We start from the raw sequence: 18,160 nt of genomic DNA, 5'->3' as shown, positions 1-18,160 counted from the left end.
GGCCGGACCGGACCGGTCCGGACGACAGGTCCTACGGACGGTGCCGGTCCCCGGGGGCCGAGGCCGTCGAGCCGCGCACCACCAGCTCCGGCATGAACACGAACTCGCTGTGCGGGGCCGGGGTCCCGCCGATCTCCTCCAGCAGGGTCCGCACGGCCGCCTGGCCCATGGCCGGCACCGGCTTGCGGACGGTGGTCAGCGGCGGGTCGGTGAAGGCGATCAGCGGCGAGTCGTCGAAGCCGACGACGGAGATGTCGTGCGGCACCTCCAGGCCCCGCTGCCGGGCGGCCCGGATCGCGCCGAGCGCCATCATGTCGCTCGCGCACACCACGGCGGTGCAGTCCCGGTCCATGAGCGCGCTGGCGGCCGCCTGGCCGCCCTCCAGGGTGTACAGGGAGTGCTGGACCAGCTCCGTCTCGATCGTCTCGGGGCTGAGCCCCAGCTGGTCCTGCACGGTGCGCACGAAGCCCTCGATCTTGCGCTGGACCGGCACGAACCGCTTCGGCCCGAGGGCGAGCCCGATCCGCGTGTGGCCCAGCGACACCAGGTGGGTCACCGCCAGGTTCATCGCCGCCCGGTCGTCGGGGGAGATGAAGGGCGCCTGCACCTTGGGCGAGAAGCCGTCGACGAGCACGAACGGCACGTCCTGCGCGCGCAGCTGCTCGTAGCGCTGCATGTCGGCGGTGGTGTCCGCGTGCAGCCCGGACACGTAGATGATGCCGGCGACCCCGCGGTCCACCAGCATCTCGGTGAGCTCGTCCTCGGTGGAGCCGCCCGGGGTCTGGGTGGCGAGCACCGGGGTGTAGCCCTGCCGGGTCAGCGCCTGCCCGATGACCTGGGCCAGGGCGGGGAAGATCGGGTTCTCCAGCTCGGGCGTGATGAGCCCGACGAGGCCGGCGCTGCGCTGGCGCAGGCGCACGGGGCGTTCGTAGCCCAGTACGTCGAGCGCGGCGAGCACGGACTGGCGGGTGGTGGCGGCGACGCCCGGCTTCCCGTTGAGGACCCGGCTGACGGTCGCTTCGCTCACCCCCGCCTGCGCAGCGATATCGGCAAGCCGTGTGGTCACGCCACTGGACTGTACCTGTCGTATCTCCCTTTGCACACCAATCGGACGCCGGAGGCGAGCGGTTGAACGCCGCGCTGCGGGCTGCTGCGTCATCGAGATCCCTCGTGATTCTGGTCGGCGTCCTGTCCCCTGCAACGTGATGATTCCCGTACCGGAAACGGATGGCAAGAGCTTGCAGAGTCTTGCACAGGGCGGGCGTTCCCGCTCAGGGCCCGTAAAACTGCGGTCTCACAACGGTCGACACCCGGTCACGCCGAGGTAACTTCCGCGATCTCTTGCACTTTTTTTCTGCAAGGTCTTTCGCAACGATTGCACGGCTGTTACGTTCCTGGTCGCCCGGCGGCGGCGATGGCGCTTGTCGGCAAGTCGACAGGAACGGCGGACGGGGCCGCTCCTGTAGCTACACGGGCTCACACCCTCAAGGAGAACTCATGCGGCGTGGCATAGCGGCCACCGCGCTGGTGGCGTCCCTCGCCCTCGCGGCGACGGCCTGCGGCGGAGACGACGACAGCGGCAGCGACTCGAGCGGGCCGGTCACCATCACCTGGTGGGACACCTCCAACGCGACGAACGAGGCGCCGACGTACCAGGCGTTGATCAAGGAGTTCGAGGCCGCGAACAAGGACGTCAAGGTCAAGTACGTCAACGTCCAGTTCGACCAGGCCCAGAACAAGTTCGACACGGCCGCCGGCTCCAAGGGCGCCCCGGACGTGCTGCGCTCGGAGGTCGGCTGGACCCCCGCCTTCGCCAAGAAGGGCTACTTCCTGCCGCTGGACGGCACCGAGGCCCTCGCGGACAAGGACAAGTTCAAGTCCAACCTGGTCGAGCAGGCCCAGTACGAGGGCAAGACGTACGGCGTGCCGCTCGTCACCGACACCCTCGCCCTGGTCTACAACAAGCAGCTCTTCGCCAAGGCCGGCGTCCAGCCCCCCAAGACCTGGGACGAGCTGAAGACCGCCGCCGCCACGGTCAAGGCCAAGACCGGCGTCGACGGCTACTGGGGCTCCACCCAGGCCTACTACGCCCAGTCCTTCCTCTACGGCGAGGGCACCGACACGGTCGACGCCGGCGCCAAGAAGATCACGGTGAACTCCGCGGCCGCGAAGAAGGGCTACGGCACCTGGCTGAGCCTGTTCTCCGGCAAGGGCCTGCACAAGGCCGACACCACCGCCGACGCCTACGCCCACATCCAGGACGCGTTCGTCAACGGCAAGGTCGCCGCGATCATCCAGGGCCCGTGGGAGATCACCAACTTCTACAAGGGCTCGGCGTTCGCCGACAAGAACAACCTCGGCATCGCCACCGTCCCGGCCGGCTCGGCCGGCAAGGCGGGCGCCCCGACCGGCGGCCACAACCTCTCGGTCTACGCCGGCTCGGACTCCGCCCACCAGAAGGCGGCCCTGAAGTTCGTGAACTTCATGACCTCCGCGAAGTCCCAGTCGGCCATCGCGCTGAAGAACTCCACGCTGCCGACGCGCGACGACGCCTACACCGACCAGGTCAAGGCCGACCCGGGCATCGCCGGCTACCAGACGGTGCTGTCCGCCGCCCAGCCGCGTCCCGCGCTGCCGGAGTACAGCTCGCTGTGGGGCCCGCTCGACACCGAACTGCCCAAGATCGCGGGCGGCAAGGAGTCCCTGGACAAGGGCCTGAGCAACGCCGAGGTCGCCATCGCCAAGCTGGTGCCCGACTTCAGCAAGTGAGCCCGCACGGCCGCCGGGTCCCGCCCCCCCCTGACGGGACCGGGACCCGGCGGCCGGCGGCCTGCGCGCCGCACCCCCCCGGGCGCCGTACCGACCGCTCTCCTGGACCTCGCTCCGCAGGACTTCACGAAGGTTGTCGCACCATGACAGTCGCCATCGACCGCGCGACCGGCAAGCGCCGCGGTGACGCGCCGCGGCCCGGCCTGGGCCGGCGCCTGAAGCACAGCTACCAGAAGAACTGGTACGCCTACGCCATGATCGCCCCGGTCGTCGTCGTGCTCGGCGTCCTGGTGATCTACCCCCTGGTGTACGGCCTCTACCTGACCCTCACCGACGCCAACAGCCTCAACACCGCGCGCACCATCGGCGTCAACCACATCGACGCCACCTACAAGTTCATCGGCCTCGACAACTACGCCGACATCCTGTGGGGCCCGACCGCGTACGACCGCTTCTGGTCGCACTTCCTGTGGACGGTCGTGTGGACCGCGCTGTGCGTCGCGCTGCACTACACCATCGGCCTGGGCCTCGCCCTGCTGCTCAACCAGAAGCTGCGCGGCCGCACCCTCTACCGCCTGCTGCTCATTCTGCCCTGGGCCGTGCCGACGTTCGTCACCGTCTTCGGCTGGCGCTTCATGCTCGCCGACTCCGGCATCATCAACGCCGCCCTGGACGCGCTGCACCTGCCGACCCCGCAGTGGCTGGAGGACACCTTCTGGCAGCGGTTCGCCGCGATCATGGTGAACACCTGGTGCGGTGTGCCGTTCATGATGGTCTCGCTGCTCGGCGGCCTGCAGTCCATCGACGGCACGCTCTACGAGGCCGCCGAGATGGACGGCGCGAGCGCCTGGCAGCGCTTCCGCTACGTCACCCTCCCGGGCCTGCGCACGGTCAGCTCCACGGTCGTCCTGCTCGGCATCATCTGGACGTTCAACCAGTTCGCGGTGATCTTCCTGCTGTTCGGCAACACCGCCCCGGACGCGCAGATCCTGGTCACCTGGGCGTACTACCTCGGCTTCGGACAGCAGCCGCGTGACTTCGCCCAGTCGGCCGCGTACGGCATCCTGCTGCTGGCCATCCTGATCGTCTTCACGTCGTTCTACCGCCGCTGGCTGAACCGCAACGAGCAGCAGCTCGCGATCTGAGGCAGGAGTTCCCATGAGCACGACCACCGTCGAGACCTCCGCCGCGGTGACCAAGGACGGCCCCGCACCGGCCCCCGGGCGGGTGCGGCGACGCGGTGAGAGCGGCCCGCTGGCCGCCCTCACCTCCCACGGCATCCTGATCGCCGCGAGCCTGGTCGCCCTGTTCCCGGTCGCCTGGCTGGTGTTCCTGTCCCTCGGACCGGACAAGGACGACTACCTGCACCCCGGGCGCATCTGGTCGAAGATGACGTTCGACAACTACGCGTACGTCCTGCAGCACACCAACTTCTTCGACTGGCTGACCAGTTCGCTGATCGTGTCGCTGGGCACCACCCTGCTCGGCGTCCTGGTCGCCGCGACCACCGGCTACGCGGTGTCCCGGATGCGCTTCCCGGGCTACCGCAAGTTCATGTGGGTGCTGCTGGTCACCCAGATGTTCCCGGTGGCCGTCCTGATGGTGCCGATGTACCAGATCATGGCCGACCTCCAGCTCATCGACACCTACTTCGGCCTGGTCCTCGTCTACTGCTCGACCGCGGTGCCGTACTGCGCGTGGCTGCTCAAGGGCTACTTCGACACCATTCCGTTCGAGATCGACGAGGCCGGCCGGGTGGACGGGCTGAGCCCGTTCGGCACCTTCTTCCGGCTCATCCTGCCGCTCGCGAAGCCGGGCCTGGCGGTCGCCGCCTTCTACAGCTTCATCACCGCGTTCGGCGAGGTCGCCTTCGCGACGACCTTCATGCTGGACGACCAGAAGTACACGCTCGCCGTCGGCCTGCAGAGCTTCGTCAGCGAGCACGACGCCCAGCGCAACCTGATGGCCGCCACCGCGGTGCTCATCGCGATACCCGTGTCCGCGTTCTTCTACCTCGTGCAGAAGAACCTGGTGACCGGACTCACCGCCGGCGGCACCAAGGGCTGAGCGCCCCCGGGCGTGCCCTCAGGGCACCGGACTCCCGCGCCGCACCCGGCCTGCCCGAGCCACGACGGCCCGGGACCAGGTTCCCCCGGGTGCCGCGAGGGGTGGTGGCCGCGGGGTCCATCCGACCCCGCTGACCCCGCGGCCACCTCGTCACCCCCCGCCGCCGAAGACGACCCATGACCTCCCTTCCCTTACGCATCAAGGACGCCATGAGCCAGCAGCACTCCGCCGCACCGGCCCCGCACACCGCCGTCGCCACCGTCGCCCCGCGCGGCGACTGGTGGCGGGACGCGGTGATCTACCAGGTCTACCCGCGCAGCTTCGCCGACAGCAACGGCGACGGCATGGGCGACCTGGAAGGCGTACGCTCCCGCCTGCCGTACCTGCGCGACCTCGGCGTGGACGCGGTGTGGCTCAGCCCCTTCTACGCCTCCCCGCAGGCCGACGCCGGCTACGACGTGGCCGACTACCGCGCCGTCGACCCGATGTTCGGCAACCTCCTCGACGCCGACGCCCTGATCCGCGACGCCCACGGGCTGGGCCTGCGGATCATCGTCGACCTGGTGCCCAACCACTCCTCCGACCAGCACGAGTGGTTCCGGCGCGCCGTCGCCGAGGGTCCCGGCTCCCCGCTGCGCGAGCGCTACCACTTCCGCCCCGGCAAGGGCGTGGACGGCGAACTGCCGCCCAACGACTGGGAGTCCATCTTCGGCGGCCCGGCCTGGACCCGGGTGACCGAGCCCGACGGCACCCCCGGCGAGTGGTACCTGCACCTGTTCGCCCCCGAGCAGCCCGACTTCAACTGGGACCACCCGGCGGTCGGCGACGAGTTCCGCTCGATCCTGCGCTTCTGGCTGGACATGGGCGTCGACGGCTTCCGCATCGACGTGGCCCACGGCCTGGTCAAGGCGCCGGGCCTGCCCGACCTGGGCGCCCACGACCAACTCAAGCTGCTGGGCAACGATGTCATGCCGTTCTTCGACCAGGAGGGCGTGCACGAGATCTACCGGCAGTGGCGCACGGTGCTCGACGAGTACGCCGGGGAGCGCATCTTCGTGGCCGAGGCGTGGACCCCGACCATCGAGCGCACCGCGCACTACGTCCGCCCCGACGAGCTGCACCAGGCGTTCAACTTCCAGTACCTGTCGACCGCGTGGGACGCGGCGGAGCTGCGCGAGGTCATCGACCGCACGCTGGAGGCGATGCGCCCGGTCGGCGCCCCCGCCACCTGGGTGCTGTCCAACCACGACGTCACCCGGCACGCCACCCGCTTCGCCAACCCGCCGGGCCTGGGCACCCAGATCCGGCTGGCCGGCGACCGCGAGCTCGGCCTGCGCCGGGCGCGGGCGGCCAGCCTGCTGATGCTGGCGCTGCCCGGCTCGGCCTACGTCTACCAGGGCGAGGAACTGGGCCTGCCGGACGTCGTCGACCTGCCCGACGAGGTGCGCCAGGACCCGGCGTACTTCCGCGGCGCGGGCCAGGACGGCTTCCGCGACGGCTGCCGGGTGCCGATCCCCTGGACCCGCGAGGGCTCCTCCTACGGCTTCGGCAGCGGCGGCAGCTGGCTGCCCCAGCCGGCCGGGTGGGCCGAGCTGAGCGTGGAGGCGCAGAGCGGCCGGGCCGGGTCGACGCTGGAGCTGTACCGCGCCGCGCTGCGGGTGCGCCGCGAGCAGCCCGACCTCGGCGCCGGCGACGGCGTGGAGTGGCTGAAGGCGCCCGCGGGCGTCCTGGCCTTCCGGCGCGGGGAGTTCGTGTGCGTGGCCAACACCACCGGGGAGTCCGTGACGACGCCGGTGTACGGGCGGCTGCTGCTGGCCAGCGGTGAGGTCGCCGAGACCGGTGCCGAGGCCAAGGTGCCGGCGGACACCACGGTGTGGTGGAGCACCGCCCGGTAATTTCTTGCATCAACTTGCTCCGGCCCGCTGCCCATTTGGGCGGCGGGCCTTTACCATCTCCGTCACTGCAAGGTTTCAGCAAGATTGCAGCAAGAACCTTCAACGGTGAAGGAACCCCACATGGCACGCAGAACGACCCTCTCGGCGGCCCTCCTCCTCGCGGCCGTCGCCACGGTTGGCATGAACCCGACGAGTGCGCAGGCCTCCCCACCTGGCACCAAGGACGTCACCGCGGTCCTCTTCGAGTGGAAGTACGCCTCGGTGGCCAAGGAGTGCACCAGCACCCTCGGCCCCGCCGGCTACGGCTACGTGCAGGTCTCCCCGCCCGCCGAGCACATACAGGGCGCGCAGTGGTGGACGTCGTACCAGCCGGTCTCGTACAAGATCGCCGGGCGGCTCGGCGACCGGACCGCCTTCCAGAACATGGTCTCCACCTGCCACGCGGCCGGTGTGAAGGTCGTCGTCGACACCGTCATCAACCACATGTCGGCCGGCACCGGCACCGGCACCGGCGGCTCGTCGTACACGAAGTACAACTACCCCGGTCTGTACTCCTCGTACGACTTCGACGACTGCACCAGCCAGATCAGCAACTACGCCGACCGCTGGAACGTCCAGCACTGCGAACTCGTCGGCCTCGCCGACCTCGACACCGGCGAGTCCTACGTCCGCGGCGCGATCGCCGGGTACATGAACGACCTGCTCACCCTCGGCGTGGACGGCTTCCGCATCGACGCCGCCAAGCACATCGACACCGCCGACCTGGCCAACATCAAGTCCCGGCTCACCAACCCGTCCGCCTACTGGAAGCAGGAGGTCATCTACGGCGCCGGGGAGGCCGTCCAGCCCACCGAGTACACCGGCAACGGCGACGTCCAGGAGTTCCGCTACGCCTACGACCTCAAGCGGGTCTTCAACAACGAGAACCTCGCCTACTTGAAGAACTACGGCGAGGCCTGGGGCTACCTGAACAGCTCCGTCGCGGGCGTCTTCGTCGACAACCACGACACCGAGCGCAACGGCTCCACCCTCACCTACAAGGACGGCGCCACCTACACGCTGGCCAACGTCTTCATGCTCGCCTGGCCCTACGGCGCGCCCGACGTCAACTCCGGCTACGAGTGGTCGGACGCGGACGCCGGACCTCCCAACGGCGGCACGGTGAACGCCTGCTGGCAGGACGGGTGGAAGTGCCAGCACAAGTGGCCGGAGATCATGCGCATGGTCGCCTTCCGCAACGCCACCCGCGGCCAGGCGGTCACCAACTGGTGGGACAACGGCGGCGACGCGATCGCCTTCGGACGCGGCAGCAAGGGCTACGTGGCCATCAACCACGAGTCCGGCAGCCTCAGCCGCACCTACCAGACCTCGCTGCCCGCGGGGACGTACTGCAACGTGCAGAACAACACGACGGTGACGGTGAACTCCTCGGGCCAGTTCACGGCCACCCTGGGCGCGCACACGGCGCTGGCGATCTACGCGGGCAAGTCGAGCTGCTGAGCCGCTCCCGCGGCCCAAAGACGCCCTCCGGGTGACCGGACGAACCGCCCGTCGTGCACGGGCGGTTCGTGCCGACCGACCCGTGCGCGGGCGCCCGTGATGAAAAGTCTTGCTACTGGTTGCAGGACTCTTGCTGTAAAGCTTTCGGCGGGGGTACGGTCACGCGGGCGCCCGGCAACGCTGCCGAACGGAACACGGCGACGACGCAGCCGCGGCGCAGGGGTCGGACCCACTTGAGCCGTTTTCGCTAGGAGTTCACGCCTGTGATACCGAGATGGCCGGCGCCCCCGACGCGCCGTACCCCGCGGACCGGACGGGTCGCGGTACTCGTCGCGGCCGCCCTGGCCGCCGCCCTCGTGCAGCCGCTGGCCGCCCACGCCGCCGCACCGCCCGCGCCGCCGTCCGACGCCGCCCTGGCCGCACAGCCCGCCCGGCACGACGCCACCCGCGAGCAGTTCTACTTCGTCCTGCCGGACCGCTTCGCCGACGGCGACACGTCCAACGACCGCGGCGGCCTGACCGGCAGCCGCCTGAGCACCGGCTACGACCCCACCGACAAGGGCTTCTACCAGGGCGGTGACCTCAAGGGCCTCACCCGCAAGCTCGACTACATCAAGGGGCTGGGCACCACCGCCCTGTGGATGGCGCCCATCTTCAAGAACCGTCCCGTGCAGGGCACCGGCGCCAACGCCTCGGCCGGCTACCACGGGTACTGGATCACCGACTTCACCCAGGTCGACCCGCACTTCGGCACCAACAAGGACCTCGAGACCCTCATCTCCACGGCACACGCCAAGGGCATGAAGGTCTACTTCGACGTCATCACCAACCACACCGCCGACGTCGTCGACTACGAGGAGAAGTCCTACGACTACCTGTCCAAGGGCGCCTTCCCGTACCTGACCGAGGACGGCAGGCCCTTCGACGACGCCGACCACGCCGACGGCACGCGGCCGTTCCCCGCGGTCGACGCCGACTCCTTCCCGCGCACCCCGAGGGTCGCGAGCCGCAGCAAGGTCCCTGCCTGGCTCAACGACCCCACGATGTACCACAACCGCGGCGACTCGACGTACGCCGGCGAGTCCACCACGTACGGCGACTTCTCCGGGCTCGACGACCTGTGGACCGAGCGTCCCGAGGTCGTCAAGGGCATGGAGAAGATCTACGAGCGCTGGGTGCGGGACTTCGGCGTCGACGGCTTCCGGATCGACACCGTGAAGCACGTGAACATGGAGTTCTGGACGCAATGGGCCACGGCCCTCGACGCGTACGCCAAGAAGCGGGGCCGCGACGACTTCTTCATGTTCGGCGAGGTCTACTCGGCGGACACCTCCATCACCTCGCCGTACGTCACCCAGGGCCGCCTCGACGCCACCCTCGACTTCCCCTTCCAGGAAGCGGCCCGCCAGTACGCCTCCCAGGGCGGCAGCGCGCGGAAGCTGGCCTCGGTCTTCGGCGACGACTACAAGTACACGACTGACAAGGCCAACGCCTACGAGCAGGTCACCTTCCTCGGCAACCACGACATGGGCCGCGTCGGGTACTTCCTGAAGCAGGACAACCCCAAGGCCACGGACGCCGAGATCCTCGCCAAGGACCGGCTCGCCAACGAGCTGATGTTCCTCAGCCGCGGCAACCCGGTCGTCTACTACGGCGACGAGCAGGGCTTCACCGGCGCCGGCGGCGACAAGGACGCCCGCCAGCCGATGTTCGCCTCGAAGACCGCCGACTACCTCGACGACGACGAGATCGGCACCGACCGCACCCACGCGAGCGACGCCTACGACACCAAGGCCCCGCTGTACCGGCAGATCGCCGAGCTGTCCCGGCTGCGCACGGCCAACCCGGCCCTCGCGGACGGCGTGCAGACCGAGCGGTACGCGGCCGACGGCGCCGGCGTGTACGCCTTCTCCCGCACCGACGCCCGGACCGGCACCGAGTACGTCGTCGCCGTGAACAACGCCACCGCGGCGCAGACCGCCACCTTCGCGACCGGCTCCGCCGCCACCCGCTTCGACGGCCTCTACGGCACCCGCGCCCGGGTCACCTCCGACGCTGACCGCAAGATCACCGTGACCGTCCCGGCGGGCCGGGCGATCGTCCTCAAGGCCGCGGGCAGGCCCGCCCGTCCGGCCACCGAGCCGTCCGTGACCCTGCGGGCCCCGGCCGCCGGCGCCACCGGCACCGTCGAGATCGGCGCGGACGTCGACGGCGGGCAGCTCAACCGGGTCGTCTTCGCCGCGCAGGTCGGCGACGGCGCCTGGAAGGTCCTCGGCTCCGCCGACCACGCCCCCTACAAGGTCACCCAGGTGCTCGGCACGGACGTACCGGCCGGGACCGCGCTGCGCTACAAGGCCGTCGTCGTCGACTCGGCCGGGCGCACCGCGAGCGCCACCGCCGCCTCCACCTCCGGCACCCCGCCCGCCGAGGAGACCCCCACCGCCTCCTCCCGTGACTACGCGGTCGTGCACTACCAGCGGCCCGACGGCGACTACGCGAACTGGGGCCTGTACGCCTGGGGCGACCTCGCCGACGGCGAGGCCACCGACTGGCCGAAGAGCCACCCCTTCGTCGGCCGTGACGCCTACGGCGCCTTCGCCTGGGTCAAGCTCAAGCCGGGCGCCTCGAACGTCGGCTTCCTGGTGATCGACAAGGACGGCACCAAGGACGTCGCCACCGACCGGACCATCGACGTCACGAAGACCGGCGAGGTCTGGATCCAGCAGGGCAAGGCCGACGTCCTCACCGAGCGGCCCGCCTACCCCGCTCAGGACACCAGCAAGGCGGTCCTGCACTACCACCGCGCCGACGGCGACTACGACGGCTGGGGCCTGCACGTCTGGACGGGCGCCGCCAGCCCCACCGAGTGGTCGAACCCGCTGCGGCCGGTGAAGACTGATGCCTATGGCGCGGTCTACGAGGTGCCGCTCAGCGCGGGTGCCACCAGTCTCAGCTACATCCTCCACAACGGCGACCAGAAGGACCTCCCGACCGACCAGTCGCTGGACCTCACGGCCGCGGGCCACGAGGTGTGGCTCGTGAACGGCCAGGAGGAGCACCTGCTCCCGCAGCCCGCCGGCAGCGCGGCCGCGCTCGACCTCACCACCTCCAAGGCGGTCTGGATCGACCGGAACACCGTCGCCTGGAACGGCTCCGAAGCGGCCGCCTCCACCCAGCTGCTGTACTCCCAGGGCGGCTCGATCGCCGCCAAGGACGGCGCCCTGACCAGCGACGACGAGCGCTGGCTGCGGCTGACCAAGTCCGCGCTCACCGACGCCCAGAAGGCGAAGTTCCCGCACCTGAAGGGCTACACGGCCTGGTCCGTCGACCCCCGCGACCGCGACCGGGTCCGCGAGGCCCTGCGCGGCCAGGTCGTCGCCACCCAGCGCGCCGCCAACGGCGCCGTCCTCACCGCGACCGGCGTCCAGCTCGCGGGCGTCCTCGACGACCTGTACGACGCCACCTCGGCGAAGCTCGGCCCGGTGTTCAGCAAGGGCCGGCCCACGCTGTCGGTCTGGGCCCCCACGGCCCGGTCGGTGAAGCTGGAGGTCGGTGGCGACACCGTCGCCATGCGGCGGAACGACACCACCGGCGTCTGGTCCGTCACCGGTCCCGCCTCCTGGAAGGGCAAGCAGTACCGGTACGTGGTGAAGGTCTGGGCGCCCAGCGTCCGCAAGGTCGTCACCAACGAGGTCACCGACCCCTACTCGGTCGCGCTGACCGCGGACTCCGAGCGCAGCCTGGTCGTCGACCTCGACGACAAGGCCCTCGCCCCGCACGGCTGGACGAGCTACGCCAAGCCCGCCGCCGTCCCCCTGAAGGACGCCCAGATCCAGGAACTGCACGTCCGTGACTTCTCGGTCGCCGACCGCACCTCCCGGCACCCGGGCACCTACCTCGCCTTCACGGACCAGGACAGCGACGGCTCGAAGCACCTGCGGCAGCTGGCCGCGTCCGGCACCTCCTACGTGCACCTGCTGCCCGCGTTCGACATCGCGACGATCCCCGAGAAGAAGGCCGACCAGGCGAGCACCGACTGCGACCTGGCCGCGCTGCCGGCCGACTCCGACCAGCAGCAGAAGTGCGTGACGGCGATCGCCGCGAAGGACGCCTACAACTGGGGCTACGACCCGTACCACTACACGGTCCCCGAGGGCTCCTACGCCGGCGACCCGGACGGCACCGCCCGGACCGTCGAGTTCCGCAAGATGGTCAAGGCGCTCAACCAGGACGGCCTGCGGGTCGTGATGGACGTCGTCTACAACCACACGGCGGCCGCGGGCCAGGCCGACACCTCTGTCCTCGACCGGATCGTGCCCGGCTACTACCAGCGCCTCCTCGCCGACGGCTCGGTGGCCAACAGCACCTGCTGCGCCAACACCGCGACCGAGAACGCCATGATGGGCAAGCTGGTCGTCGACTCGATCGTCACCTGGGCCAAGGAGTACAAGGTCGACGGCTTCCGCTTCGATCTCATGGGCCACCACCCCAAGGCCAACATCCTGGCCGTCCGCAAGGCCCTCGACGCGCTGACCCTCAAGAAGGACGGCGTCGACGGCAAGAAGATCATCCTGTACGGCGAGGGCTGGAACTTCGGCGAGGTCGCCGACGACGCCCGCTTCGTGCAGGCCACCCAGAAGAACATGGCCGGCACCGGCATCGCGACCTTCTCCGACCGGGCGCGGGACGCGGTCCGCGGCGGCGGCCCCTTCGACTCCGACCCGGGCGTCCAGGGCTTCGCCTCCGGCCTGTACACCGACCCCAACGGCTCCACCGCGAACGGCACCCCGGCCGAGCAGAAGGCCCGCCTGCTGCACTACCAGGACCTGATCAAGGTCGGCCTCTCCGGCAACCTCGCGGCCTACCGCTTCCAGGACACCGACGGCAAGGAGGTCACCGGCGCCCAGATCGACTACAACGGCGCCCCGGCCGGCTACGCGGCCGCCCCCGGCGACGCCCTCGCCTACGCCGACGCCCACGACAACGAGTCACTGTTCGACGCGCTGACCTACAAGCTGCCCGCGTCGACCAGCGCCGCCGACCGCGCCCGGATGCAGGTCCTGGCGATGGCCACGGCGACCCTCTCGCAGGGCCCGGCGCTGTCCCAGGCCGGCACGGACCTGCTGCGCTCGAAGTCGCTGGACCGCAACTCCTTCGACAGCGGCGACTGGTTCAACGCCATCCACTGGAACTGCGCCGACGGCAACGGCTTCGGCCGCGGACTGCCGCCGGCGGCCGACAACGAGTCCAAGTGGTCCTACGCCAAGCCGCTGCTGAGCACGGTGAAGGTGGGCTGCCCGCAGATCACCGGGGCGTCGGCCGCCTACCAGGACCTGCTGAAGGTCCGTTCGACGGAGAAGGCGTTCTCCCTCGGCACGGCCGCGGCGGTGCAGGCCGGGCTGTCCTTCCCGCTGTCGGGCGCGGACGAGACACCGGGCGTGATCACCATGAAGCTGGGCGACCTGGTCGTGGTGTTCAACGCGACGCCCGAGTCCCAGCGGCAGCGGGTGGGCTCGCTCGCCGGCACCGGCTACGCCCTGCACCCCGTGCAGGCGTCGGGCGCTGACCCCGTGGTCAGGACGTCGGCGTACGACAGGGCCACCGGCACCTTCACGGTCCCGTCCCGCACCGTGGCCGTCTTCCGTACGGCCGGCTGACCGCGGCTAGGGTGACGCCGTCGCCGTAGAAGAGGAGTGCTCATGCCGCAGATCACCGTCGACTACTCGGACCGGCTCGTGAACGCCTTCGACCGGCCCGGGTTCGCCAAGGCGCTGCACGACGCCACCGTGGAGATCGCGGCGGCCAGGCCGCAGGCGTGCAAGACGCGGTTCCGCCGCACCGAGGACGTGACCGTCGGACCCGACACCGGGGGACACGCCCACGTGCACGTCGGCTTCGCCCTGCTCCCGGGGCGCAGCGACGACACCAAGGCGCGGCTGGCCGAGCGGACGCTGGAGCTGCTGCGCGAGCACATCGGACCGGTCGGGGGCCTCACCCTGCACGCCTCGGCCGAGGTGCGCGAACTCGACGCGTCCTACCGCAAGTACGAGACCGCCTGAGCGAACCGCCCGTTCGATCAGGCGGCGAGCAAGACGAGCCGGGTGACCAGGTCCGCGAAGGGCCCGTCACCCGGCTCGTCCCTCAGCAGCGGCTTCAGCAGGGCCGCCGTGGGCCCGTCGTTCGCCGCGGCCACCGCGATCAGCGCGGCGAAGTCCTGCACGAGCTGCACCTCCAGCTCCTCGCGCGGCACGCGCCGGCCGTCCAGCCACAGCAGCGCCGTGGACTCCGCGAGCGAGATCCACGAGCGGACCACCAGCTCCAGGCGCGCGGGCGGCTCCTCGATCCGCAGGTGCGAAAGGATCTGGACATACGCGGCCTGCCGCACGGAGTCGATCAGCGCGTTCGCCGTGGACGAGCCGACCGCCGGGCCGCCGCGCATCAGCGCCGAGAAACCGGGTCCGTGGTCGTCGACGAAGTCGAAGTAGCGGCGCATCACCCGCAGCAGCCGCGCCCCCAGCGGACCCTCGTGCGGCTCCCGGAAACGGTCCGCGAGATCCTCCGCCGCACGCTTCAACGCGGCCTCGTACAGGCTGAGTTTGCCGGGGAAGTAGTGGTACACGAGCGGGCGGGAGATGCCCGCCGCGGACGCTATCTCGTCGATGGAGACCTCGTCCGGGGAACGGCGGGCGAACAGGTCGAGGGCGACGCCGATCAACTGCTGCCGCCGCTCCTCCACTGTCAATCTGCGGCGAACCCCGGTAGTCATACGAACACCTTACCGATCGGATCCGGCCGCGAACGGGCCGGAGCGACCAGGAGGGTTCCGCCGCGCTCACCGCAGCCCGTGGACTGTCCTGCCGTCGGCCAGCCGGCCCGCCAGCTCCGCCTGGCTGCCCTGCGACGCCCGGACCGCCAGCAGGTTGCCCTCGCCGGAGCCGGTCACCCCGCCCGTCGCGCGGATCGACTCGGTGCCCTTGGCGCCCGCCGCGAGCAGGTACCAGGTGCCGCCCTGCGACTTCCACAGCACCCCGGCCAGCACGTGCGGGTCGCGCGGCCCGCAGGCCGGCACGTCCCCGGCCGTCGCCACCGCCGCCCCGAACAGCCCGCCCGGCGTGCGGAACTGGGCCAGCACCCGGCTGCCGTCGCCGCGCCAGGTGTCCGCCCGGGTGCACACCCAGGCCGCCGTGCCGCTCCCGTCGGGCAGCGGCTGGCGCGCGTACTGCCAGGCGTTCACCGTGCGCACGCCCTGTCCGCGCACCTCGCCCAGCGAGCAGGCGAACGGCGCCCAGGTGCGCAGTCCCTGCGCGCCCGTCGGGTCGTGCTCGGCGGTCGGCCGCCCGGACGTGAGCAGCGCCGGCACCAGTTCGCCGAGGTCGCTCAGCAGGTGCGCGCCGGAGGCGTCGGTCACCTCCAGCACGTTCCACGTCGTGCACGCCCCGCTGCGGGTCGCCGGGCTCGCCAGCGGGGAGGTGATCCCGTCGGTGAGCGTCAGGGCCATCTCCCCGGCGCCCGGCTTGGACAGGTCCCGCTCGGTCGCCTTCGTCACCCATGGCGCGGTCAGGTAGCGGACGTTGTCGTCGGACCGGCCCAGCACCACCGCGCTCGCCGCGGCACCGCTCGCGCCGTCGACCCGCGCGAAGTCCAGCGCCGCCCCGGCCGTGCCGTCCTTCGGCTCGGCGTAACGGGCGATGCGCAGCCCGTCGTAGAGGATCACCACCCGGGCACTGTCGACGCCGCCCGCGTACAGCAGCTGGGGCGGTCCGGCCGGGCCGCCCGACGGGGTCCCGGGGGTCGCCGAGACCCGCACCGACCCGCCGGGCCGCGCCCACACCGCGAGCGCCCGCCGCAACAGCTTCTTGTCGCCGGTCAGTTCGCCGCGCGCGGGCCACACCGAGAAGTCGGTGCGCGGGGACGTCCGCCAGGCCGCGGGGGAGACCTTCACCAGCCGGCCCGGGTCGAGCGCGGCCTCGGCGGCGGGGTTGCGCGCGTACGACGGGGCGGCCGCGCCGTCGGGTCCCCAGCCGTCGCCGGGCAGCGCGAGGAGCGTCCCGCACACGGCGAGCGCGGCGGCCGCGACCAGGGCCGCCCGGGCGTGCTGGCGGCGGCGCATCAGATCGGTGGGCCGCGCCTGGAGCGAGCACGGGTCGAACTCGGGCGACTCCAGCAGCGCGTACCGGGCGGCCACCGTGTCCGCCTCGCGCAGCGCCTCGTCCGGCTGCTCGACGCCGCACTCGGTGAGGATCCTGCGCACCTCGCCGTCGGTCAGCCGCTCCAGGCCGCGCAGCACGTACGCCGCGCGGGCCGGGCCGGACAGCGCGGACAGCTCCTGGTCCAGGGCGAGTTCGTCGGCGCCGCCGGAGCGCGGGAACAGCTTCAGCCCCCGCACCTGCGGCAGCAGCGGCGGCAGCTGCGCCCGCTTCGGCCAGGCCCGGCGGCGCAGCGGCAGGCCCGCCTCCAGCGCCGTGCGCACCACGCGCTGGCGGACGTAGGCGTACCCGGGGTCGCCGTCCCGGCCCGTCGACTGCGCCGGGATCACCGGGGCCGCCGCGCGGCTGCGGGGCAGGGCGCGCTGGGCGAGGGCGTGCGCGGTCAGGACCCGCCGGCTGCGGCCGAGCCCCGAGGGCAGCAGCAGATGGGCGAGCCGGACGAGGCGCGGGTAGTGCTCGACGAGCGCGGCCTCGGCCTGCTCGACGTCGACGACCCGGTCCGCGGGGGAGCCGGGGGCGGGGCGCTGGGCGACATCCTGTGACTGCACGTCCGGGAGAACGAGCGACCCGGGGCGCGGTCACCGCCGGGCGGACCAGTCACCCGTCCGTGTGCCCCGCTCCGGCGGCGGGCGGTTCCACCAGGGCGCGGGCGTAGCGGGCCATCGACCGCTGGTAGCGCGGCAGATGGGCGGCCAGCGCCTCCAGGACCAGGGCCAGGCCCTCGCGGTCGCGGCCCAGGCCCGACAGGCACAGCGCCAGCGTGGCGCGCACGGCGTCGTCCAACTCGTCCGACCGCGCGCTCAGTTCCGGCGTCAGCAGCGCGACGCCCTCTTCGGGCCTGCCGATGTTGCGCAGCGAGCTGGACAGCTGGATCTTGGCGCGCCGGCCCTTGTAGCCGCTCACCTCGGACAGGCCGCGCTCCAGGGCCTCGCGGTACAGCGGGACCGCCCGGTCGGAGTGCCCGGTGGAGTCCCAGGCGCACGCCTGCTCGAACGGCCCGAGCGGACTGTCCCCGGGCAGTTCGGCGACGAGCCGGTCGATCATCGCCCGGAAGGCCGGGGCGTCCTCCTCCGCGTAGTCGTCGAAGGTGTCCCAGGCGGCCGCCACCCGCTTCTCCCAGTCATCGTCCACCGGGGCACCTTCGCACACCCGTGCCGTCCCGCGCCGGTATTTTGAGCGCTCCGGACCCGGGAGCCGTATCGAGGGCGAGGCCCTCAGGGAGGAACAGATGAAGGTGACCCGACCGATGCTCGCGGTGGCCGGCGCCGTCGCGGTACTGACGCTGGCGGGGTGCGCGTCCGGGACCGAACAGCGGGCGACGGTGCCCGTGACGGCGACCGGCAGCCTGGAGCACCTGGCCGCCGAGGTGAAGTGCACGCCGAACATCCAGATCGACGCCGACGAGATCCGCCAGGCCGTCTGCAAGGACGCCAAGGGCGCCGGGGGCGCGGCCGCGGGGAAGTTCATCCTCGCCACGTTCGCCACGGACCGCGGCCAGCGCGAGTGGATCAACGGCGCCAAGGACTACGGCGGTCACTACCTCGTCGGCCGCAAGTGGGTGGCCGTGGGCGAGACCGGCACGGTCACGGCGCTGCGCCGGACCCTCGGCGGGGACCTCGAGGAGGGCACCGACCACTCGGCGCACTCCGGTCACTGAGGGGTCGCTGCGCCCACCGACGCGCAGGCGTGGGGAGAAAAGAAGCCGGCGGCGAGGTGTCCTCG

The 18,160-nt window shown here is 71.4% G+C and carries 12 protein-coding genes; 8 read left to right on the top strand and 4 right to left on the bottom strand.

Going from position 1 to position 18,160, the window contains the following annotated elements; genetic code table 11:
* Nucleotides 1–31: 31 nt before the first annotated feature.
* Entirely contained in the window at nucleotides 32–1,066 is a 1,035-nt protein-coding gene (locus E4U91_RS10215; RefSeq protein ID WP_137306560.1) for a LacI family DNA-binding transcriptional regulator, read from the bottom strand.
* A 431-nt stretch (nucleotides 1,067–1,497) separates the two neighbouring features.
* Between E4U91_RS10215 and E4U91_RS10210 the strand changes: the two genes are divergently transcribed.
* The 7 genes from E4U91_RS10210 (at nucleotide 1,498) to E4U91_RS10180 (ending at nucleotide 14,290) form a co-directional block, all read left to right on the top strand.
* Nucleotides 1,498–2,769 carry an extracellular solute-binding protein gene (locus E4U91_RS10210; RefSeq protein WP_137306559.1) on the top strand — a complete coding sequence of 424 codons (1,272 nt, stop codon included), beginning with the start codon at nucleotides 1,498–1,500 and terminating at the stop codon, nucleotides 2,767–2,769.
* Nucleotides 2,770–2,912: 143 nt separating this feature from the next.
* The gene (locus E4U91_RS10205; protein ID WP_137306558.1) at nucleotides 2,913–3,914 is read left to right on the top strand and encodes a carbohydrate ABC transporter permease; all 1,002 of its coding nucleotides are present in this window, start codon (nucleotides 2,913–2,915) and stop codon (nucleotides 3,912–3,914) included.
* 13 nt (nucleotides 3,915–3,927) lie between these two features.
* Entirely contained in the window at nucleotides 3,928–4,836 is a 909-nt protein-coding gene (locus E4U91_RS10200) for a sugar ABC transporter permease (RefSeq protein WP_137306557.1), read from the top strand.
* A 209-nt stretch (nucleotides 4,837–5,045) separates the two neighbouring features.
* On the top strand, nucleotides 5,046–6,731 hold the full coding sequence (locus E4U91_RS10195; RefSeq protein ID WP_137310751.1) for a glycoside hydrolase family 13 protein: 1,686 nt from the start codon (nucleotides 5,046–5,048) through the stop codon (nucleotides 6,729–6,731).
* A 120-nt stretch (nucleotides 6,732–6,851) separates the two neighbouring features.
* Entirely contained in the window at nucleotides 6,852–8,231 is a 1,380-nt protein-coding gene (locus E4U91_RS10190; RefSeq protein ID WP_137306556.1) for an alpha-amylase, read from the top strand.
* Nucleotides 8,232–8,494: 263 nt separating this feature from the next.
* Nucleotides 8,495–13,888, top strand: coding sequence for a pullulanase-type alpha-1,6-glucosidase (pulA, locus tag E4U91_RS10185; RefSeq protein WP_137306555.1), 5,394 nt, complete (start codon nucleotides 8,495–8,497; stop codon nucleotides 13,886–13,888).
* 42 nt (nucleotides 13,889–13,930) lie between these two features.
* Nucleotides 13,931–14,290, top strand: coding sequence for a 5-carboxymethyl-2-hydroxymuconate Delta-isomerase (locus E4U91_RS10180; protein ID WP_137306554.1), 360 nt, complete (start codon nucleotides 13,931–13,933; stop codon nucleotides 14,288–14,290).
* 17 nt (nucleotides 14,291–14,307) lie between these two features.
* Here E4U91_RS10180 and E4U91_RS10175 read toward each other — a convergent pair whose 3' ends face one another.
* The 3 genes from E4U91_RS10175 to E4U91_RS10165 all read right to left on the bottom strand — a co-directional run bounded on the left by E4U91_RS10175 (nucleotide 14,308) and on the right by E4U91_RS10165 (nucleotide 17,569).
* Nucleotides 14,308–14,997 carry a TetR/AcrR family transcriptional regulator gene (locus E4U91_RS10175; RefSeq protein WP_137306553.1) on the bottom strand — a complete coding sequence of 230 codons (690 nt, stop codon included), beginning with the start codon at nucleotides 14,995–14,997 and terminating at the stop codon, nucleotides 14,308–14,310.
* 66 nt (nucleotides 14,998–15,063) lie between these two features.
* The gene (locus E4U91_RS10170) at nucleotides 15,064–16,986 is read right to left on the bottom strand and encodes a hypothetical protein (protein ID WP_137306552.1); all 1,923 of its coding nucleotides are present in this window, start codon (nucleotides 16,984–16,986) and stop codon (nucleotides 15,064–15,066) included.
* 49 nt (nucleotides 16,987–17,035) lie between these two features.
* The gene (locus E4U91_RS10165; RefSeq protein ID WP_404765658.1) at nucleotides 17,036–17,569 is read right to left on the bottom strand and encodes a tetratricopeptide repeat protein; all 534 of its coding nucleotides are present in this window, start codon (nucleotides 17,567–17,569) and stop codon (nucleotides 17,036–17,038) included.
* Nucleotides 17,570–17,666: 97 nt separating this feature from the next.
* Between E4U91_RS10165 and E4U91_RS10160 the strand changes: the two genes are divergently transcribed.
* Nucleotides 17,667–18,095 (top strand): hypothetical protein, encoded by a 429-nt coding sequence (locus E4U91_RS10160; RefSeq protein WP_174867783.1) that lies wholly within the window; start codon nucleotides 17,667–17,669, stop codon nucleotides 18,093–18,095.
* The last annotated feature ends 65 nt before the right edge of the window (nucleotides 18,096–18,160 follow it).

The sequence above is a fragment of the Streptomyces lasalocidi genome (assembly GCF_005280215.1).
Lineage (GTDB): Bacteria > Actinomycetota > Actinomycetes > Streptomycetales > Streptomycetaceae > Streptomyces > Streptomyces longwoodensis.
The sequence above is the reverse complement of the archived record's forward strand: the minus strand, read 5'-3'. Positions and strand labels throughout refer to the sequence as shown.

Coding starts and splice junctions, on each gene's coding strand:
- E4U91_RS10175 (WP_137306553.1), bottom strand. CDS start 14,997: ATGACTACCGGGGTTCGCCGCAGATTGACAGTGGAGGAGCGGCGGCAG.
- E4U91_RS10195 (WP_137310751.1), top strand. CDS start 5,046: ATGAGCCAGCAGCACTCCGCCGCACCGGCCCCGCACACCGCCGTCGCC.
- E4U91_RS10160 (WP_174867783.1), top strand. CDS start 17,667: ATGAAGGTGACCCGACCGATGCTCGCGGTGGCCGGCGCCGTCGCGGTA.
- E4U91_RS10200 (WP_137306557.1), top strand. CDS start 3,928: ATGAGCACGACCACCGTCGAGACCTCCGCCGCGGTGACCAAGGACGGC.
- E4U91_RS10190 (WP_137306556.1), top strand. CDS start 6,852: ATGGCACGCAGAACGACCCTCTCGGCGGCCCTCCTCCTCGCGGCCGTC.
- E4U91_RS10210 (WP_137306559.1), top strand. CDS start 1,498: ATGCGGCGTGGCATAGCGGCCACCGCGCTGGTGGCGTCCCTCGCCCTC.
- E4U91_RS10205 (WP_137306558.1), top strand. CDS start 2,913: ATGACAGTCGCCATCGACCGCGCGACCGGCAAGCGCCGCGGTGACGCG.
- E4U91_RS10180 (WP_137306554.1), top strand. CDS start 13,931: ATGCCGCAGATCACCGTCGACTACTCGGACCGGCTCGTGAACGCCTTC.